This window comes from Roseateles sp. P5_B10, assembly GCF_056400485.1.
Genome location: NZ_JBFULE010000370.1, coordinates 1 through 5,200, shown reverse-complemented (window position 1 = coordinate 5,200; position 5,200 = coordinate 1). Strand labels below are relative to the sequence as shown.

At 65.8% G+C, this 5,200-nt stretch carries 6 protein-coding genes; all 6 read left to right on the top strand.

The features are described from left to right. The coding region (gene der, locus AC1DU6_RS19570; RefSeq protein ID WP_477859014.1) for a ribosome biogenesis GTPase Der at positions 1 to 1,109 on the top strand (1,109 nt) is incomplete at its 5' end. Positions 1,110 to 1,191: 82 nt separating this feature from the next. Next, entirely contained in the window at positions 1,192 to 1,434 is a 243-nt protein-coding gene (gene hfq, locus AC1DU6_RS19565) for an RNA chaperone Hfq (protein WP_056198163.1), read from the top strand. A 10-nt stretch (positions 1,435 to 1,444) separates the two neighbouring features. Further along, positions 1,445 to 2,686 (top strand): GTPase HflX, encoded by a 1,242-nt coding sequence (gene hflX / locus AC1DU6_RS19560; RefSeq protein ID WP_235531995.1) that lies wholly within the window; start codon positions 1,445 to 1,447, stop codon positions 2,684 to 2,686. After that, positions 2,683 to 3,930: an FtsH protease activity modulator HflK gene (gene hflK, locus AC1DU6_RS19555; RefSeq protein ID WP_157281646.1), complete on the top strand. Its 1,248-nt coding sequence runs from the start codon at positions 2,683 to 2,685 to the stop codon at positions 3,928 to 3,930. The genes hflX and hflK overlap by 4 nt, the downstream gene beginning before the upstream one ends. A gap of 15 nt (positions 3,931 to 3,945) precedes the next feature. Further along, entirely contained in the window at positions 3,946 to 4,842 is an 897-nt protein-coding gene (gene hflC, locus AC1DU6_RS19550) for a protease modulator HflC (protein ID WP_056198161.1), read from the top strand. Continuing rightward, complete coding sequence (locus AC1DU6_RS19545) at positions 4,839 to 5,021, top strand: DUF2065 domain-containing protein (protein WP_056198157.1); 183 nt, start codon at positions 4,839 to 4,841, stop codon at positions 5,019 to 5,021. The genes hflC and AC1DU6_RS19545 overlap by 4 nt, the downstream gene beginning before the upstream one ends. Positions 5,022 to 5,200: the final 179 nt, after the last annotated feature.

Genomic DNA, 5,200 nt, shown 5'->3' with positions numbered 1-5,200 from the left:
AGCAGGCCGTGGCCGAGGCCGATGCGGTCATCTTCGTCGTCGATATCCGCCTGGGTTTGTCGGCGCACGACAGCGACATTGCGCGCTATCTGCGCAGCGTCAACAAGCGCGTGCATCTGGCCGTCAACAAGGCCGAGGGCATGAGCGAATCGCCTTTGCTGGCCGAGTTCCATGAGCTCGGCATGGGCGAACCGCATCCGATCTCGTCGGCCCATGGCCAGGGCATCCGCAGCCTGCTCGACGCGGTGCTGGAGCCCTTCGAGGACGCCACCGAGGAATTCGGTGCCGGGCCGCAGCAGGACGGCGTCATCCGCCTGGCCGTGGCCGGCCGGCCCAACGTCGGCAAGAGCACGCTGATCAACACCTGGCTGGGCGAAGAGCGCCTGGTCGCCTTCGACATGCCGGGCACGACCCGCGACGCGATCTCGGTCGATTTCGAGCGCAACGGCCAGAAATTCAAGCTCATCGACACGGCCGGCCTGCGCCGCAAGGGCAAGGTCTTCGAGGCCATCGAGAAGTTCTCGGTCGTCAAGACGCTGCAGGCGATTGCCGACGCGCACGTCGTGCTGCTGCTGCTGGACGCGACCCAGGGCGTGACCGACCAGGATGCCCACATCGCCGGCTACATCCTCGACAGCGGCCGTGCGGTGGTGCTTGCGCTCAACAAGTGGGACGCCGTCGACAGCTACCAGCGTGAGACGCTGCAGCGCCAGATCGAGCAGCGTCTGACCTTCCTGAAGTTCGCGCCGATGCACAACATCTCGGCGCTGAAGCGCCAGGGCCTGTCGGCGGTCTGGAATTCGCTGGCCGACGCCTACGCCTCGGCCTACCGCAAGATGACGACGCCGGTGCTGACCCGCCTCATCCAGGAAGCCACGGAGCATCAGCAGCCCAAGCGCTCGGGGGTTTCGCGCCCCAAGATGCGCTATGCCCACCAAGGCGGCCAGAACCCGCCCATCGTCGTCATCCACGGCAATGCGCTGGACGGTGTCACCGAGGTCTACAAGCGCTATCTGGAAGGCCGCATCCGCGCGCACTACAAGCTGGTCGGAACGCCGCTGAAGATCGAGCTGCGTTCTTCGAAGAATCCCTTCGACGAAAAGACCTAGGCTGACCTCTGGAGGGCCTGAGACGCTGTGTTAAGGTCTTACCCGTAGTCCCCCATCCCCCCGAATAACTCGGAGCATACCGATGAGCAACAAAGGCCAACTTTTGCAGGACCCCTTTTTGAACCTGCTCCGCAAAGAGCATGTGCCCGTTTCGATCTACCTCGTGAACGGCATCAAGCTCCAAGGCCACATCGAATCGTTTGACCAGTACGTCGTCCTGCTGCGCAACACTGTGACGCAGATGGTCTACAAGCACGCGATCTCGACTGTCGTGCCGGGCCGTGCGGTCAACTTCCACGCCGGCGACGCTCCCGCGGACGCCTGATCCCCACCCCTTGTCCTCGACCTCTGCCCACGACGCGACGCCGCCCTCCGAGGCGGCGCGCGCCATTCTTGTGGGTGTCGATTTCGGTCGTCACCGCAACGCCCAGGGTTTTGACGAGAGCCTGGATGAACTGGCCCTGCTGGCGGAATCCGCCGGTGACACGCCCGTCGCCAAGGTCATCGCCCGCCGCCCGGCGCCTGACGCCGCCCTGTTCGTCGGCTCCGGCAAGGCCGACGAGATCAAGCTGCTCGTGCTGGCCCACCAGGCCCACACGGTGCTGTTCGATCAGGCCATTTCGCCGGCCCAGCAGCGCAACCTGGAGCGCGTGCTCGGCGTGCCCGTCGCCGACCGCACCGCGCTGATTCTCGAGATCTTTGCCGCCCGTGCGCAAAGCCACGAGGGCAAGCTGCAGGTCGAACTCGCGCGCCTGCAATACCTGGCCACGCGCCTGGTGCGGCGCTGGAGCCACCTGGAGCGCCAGAGTGGTGGCATCGGCATGCGCGGCGGCCCCGGCGAGGCTCAGATCGAGCTGGACCGCCGCATGATCGACGAGCGTATCAAGAAGACCAAGGAACGCCTGAAGCAGGTGCAGCGCCAGCGCGGCACGCAGCGCAAGGCGCGCTCGCGCAATGGCGTCTTCAAGGTTTCGCTGGTCGGCTACACGAACGCCGGCAAGAGCACGCTGTTCAACGCGCTGACCAAGGCGCGCGCCTATGCGGCCAACCAGCTGTTCGCGACGCTGGACACGACGACGCGCTCCCTCTACCTGGAGCAGGCCGCGGCCAGCGTCTCGCTGTCTGACACCGTGGGCTTCATCCGCGACCTGCCGCACAAGCTCGTCGAGGCCTTTCGCGCCACGCTGCAGGAGGCGGCCGACGCCGACCTGCTGCTGCATGTCGTTGATGCCGCCAGCCCGGTGCTGGAGGAACAGATGGCGGAGGTCGAGCGCGTGCTGGCCGAGATTGGTGCGGCCGACGTGCCGCAGATCCTGGTTTACAACAAGCAGGATCTGCTGCCCGGCGATCAGCGCCCGCGCGAGATCGTCGACGCCGTGCTGCGCGCCAATGGCAGTACCGAGCCGACGCCGCGAGTCTTCGTCAGCGCCCTGGATGGMAGCGGCCTTGCCGAGTTGCGCCAGCTGATTGCGACCGCCATGCAGGTCCAGCCCTTGATTCCCGACGAACGGGACCCACGTTTCGACACTGATTCGTCGGATCCCGAAACTTCTTCCTCAGACCCCTCCCAGGCATGAGCAGCACTCCTCACACCACGCCCCGCAGCACCTGGGCCCAGCGTCTGATGACGCCGGTCGCCCGTGCCGCGAGCCGGTTGCTGAACAACGGCCGCAACGACGGCCCGCCCGATCTCGATGAGCTCTGGCGCGAATTCAATCGCAAGCTCTCGGGCATGTTCGGTGGCAAGTCCAGCGGGCCATCCGGCCCCAGCGGCTCCGGTGGCTCGCCCGACATGAAGGGCGCCGGTATTGGCCTGAGCCTCATCGCCGGCGTTGTCGTTTTGGGCTGGCTGGCCAGCGGCTTCTTCATCGTGCAGGAAGGCCAGCAGGGCGTCATCACTTCCTTCGGCAAGTACAGCAAGACGGTCGAAGCCGGTTTCCAGTGGCGCCTGCCCTATCCCTTCCAGGCGCATGAGATCCAGCCGGTCTCGCAGCTGCGCCAGGTCGAGGTTGGGCGCAGTTCGGTCGTCGCCGCCACCGGCCTGCGCGACTCGTCCATGCTGACGCAGGACGAGAACATCGTCGATATCCGCTTCACGGTGCAGTTCACCATCCGTGACCTGCGCGACTTCCTGTTCGAGAACCGTGACCCCGAGCAGGCCGTGCTGCTGGCCGCAGAGTCGGCGGTGCGCGAGATCGTCGGCAAGAGCACGATGGATTCGGTGCTCTATGAGCAGCGCGACGCCATCGCCGCTGACCTGGTCAAGTCCATTCAGGTCCAGCTGGATCGCCTCAAGGCCGGCATCCAGGTCGTCAACGTCAATGTGCAGAGCGTGCAGCCGCCCGAGCAGGTGCAGGCGGCGTTTGACGACGTGCAGAAGGCCAACGCCAACCGCGAGCAGTTGAAGAACGAGGCCCAGGCGTACGCGAACGACAAGATCCCGAGTGCGCGAGGCGATGCCGCCCGGCTGCGCGAGCAGGCCGAGGGCTACAAGGCCCGTGTCATCGCAACGGCCGAGGGCGATGCGGCGCGCTTCAAGAGCGTGCTGACCGAGTACCAGAAGGCGCCCCAGGTCACGCGCGACCGCCTCTACATCGACGCGATGCAGCAGGTCTACACCAACGTCAGCAAGGTGATGGTGGACAGCAAGAGCGGCTCCAACCTGCTCTACCTGCCGCTGGACAAGCTGCTGCAGCAAGGCAGCAGCGGCACCGTGACCGTGTCGGCACCGCAGCCGACCACCGTGCCCGAGCCGCAGACGCTGCCCAGTGCCAACGACCTGCGCAGCCGTGACAACCAGCGCAGCCGCGACGGCCGCTGATCGAGGACCATCCGAATGAACCGTATTGCCGCCATCGTCGCCGGCGCCATCGTCGTCCTGATGCTGCTGTCGTCGATGCTCTTCATCGTCGACCAGCGCCAGTTCGCCGTCATCTATGCGCTCGGCGAGATCAAGGAAGTCGTTACCGAGCCGGGCCTGAAGTTCAAGCTGCCGCCGCCGCTGCAAAACGTCGTGCTGCTGGACCGCCGCGTGCAGACGCTTGACAGCACCGAGTCGCGGCCCGTCTTCACGGCTGAAAAGAAGAGCCTGGTCATCGACTGGCTCATCAAGTGGCGCGTCGCCGAGCCGCGCCAGTTCATTCGCAACAGCGGCGCTGACATGCGCAACGTCGAGAACCGCCTGGTGCCCGTCGTGCAGGCCGCCTTCAACGATGAAGTGACCAAGCGCACCGTCATCGCCGTGCTGGCCACCGAGCGCGAGAAGATCATGCAGGACGTGCGCAAACGCCTGGCCGACGAGGCCAAGCAGTTCGGCATCGAGGTCGTTGACGTGCGCATCAAGCGTGTGGACTTCGCGGCCAGCATCACCGAGTCGGTCTACCGCCGCATGGATTCGGAACGCAAGCGCGTGGCCGCCGAGGCCAGGTCCACCGGCTCCGCCGAGGGCGAGCAGATCAAGGCCGATGCCGATCGCCAGCGCGAAATCATCGTTGCCGAGGCCTTCCGCGACGCCCAGCTCATCAAGGGCGAGGGCGACGCCAAGGCCTCTGCCCTGTACGCCGAGGCCTTTGGCCGTGATCCCCAGTTCGCCCAGTTCTACCGCTCGCTGGAGGCTTACCGCGCCAGCTTCAGCAGGAAGAGCGACGTGATGGTGGTCGATCCATCCAGCGACTTCTTCAAGGCCATGCGGGGCTCCGGCGCCGCGGCCGCCGCCGCACCGGCGCGCAAGTGAACGAACTCCTCACCGCGCTCGCGCTGGTGATGGTCATCGAGGGGCTGATGCCCCTGCTCAGCCCGGCGCGCTGGCGCGAGGTCTTCAGCCGCATCCTGGCGATGAGCGATGGGCAGATTCGTTTCATTGGCCTGGCCAGCATCCTGATGGGTGTGTTCGGACTGCTCTGGTTGCGCTGATCTGAAGGCTGGGCCCGGGAGGCACCGGTAGAATGCCGTTTTTAACCGCCTGCCTTCGCCCATGTCCTCTGCTTGGCTGCTGCCCGAGCACATCGCCGATGTCCTGCCTTCGCAGGCGCGCCACATCGAAGAGCTGCGTAGAGAACTGCTCGACATGGCCCGCAGCTACGGCTGCGAGC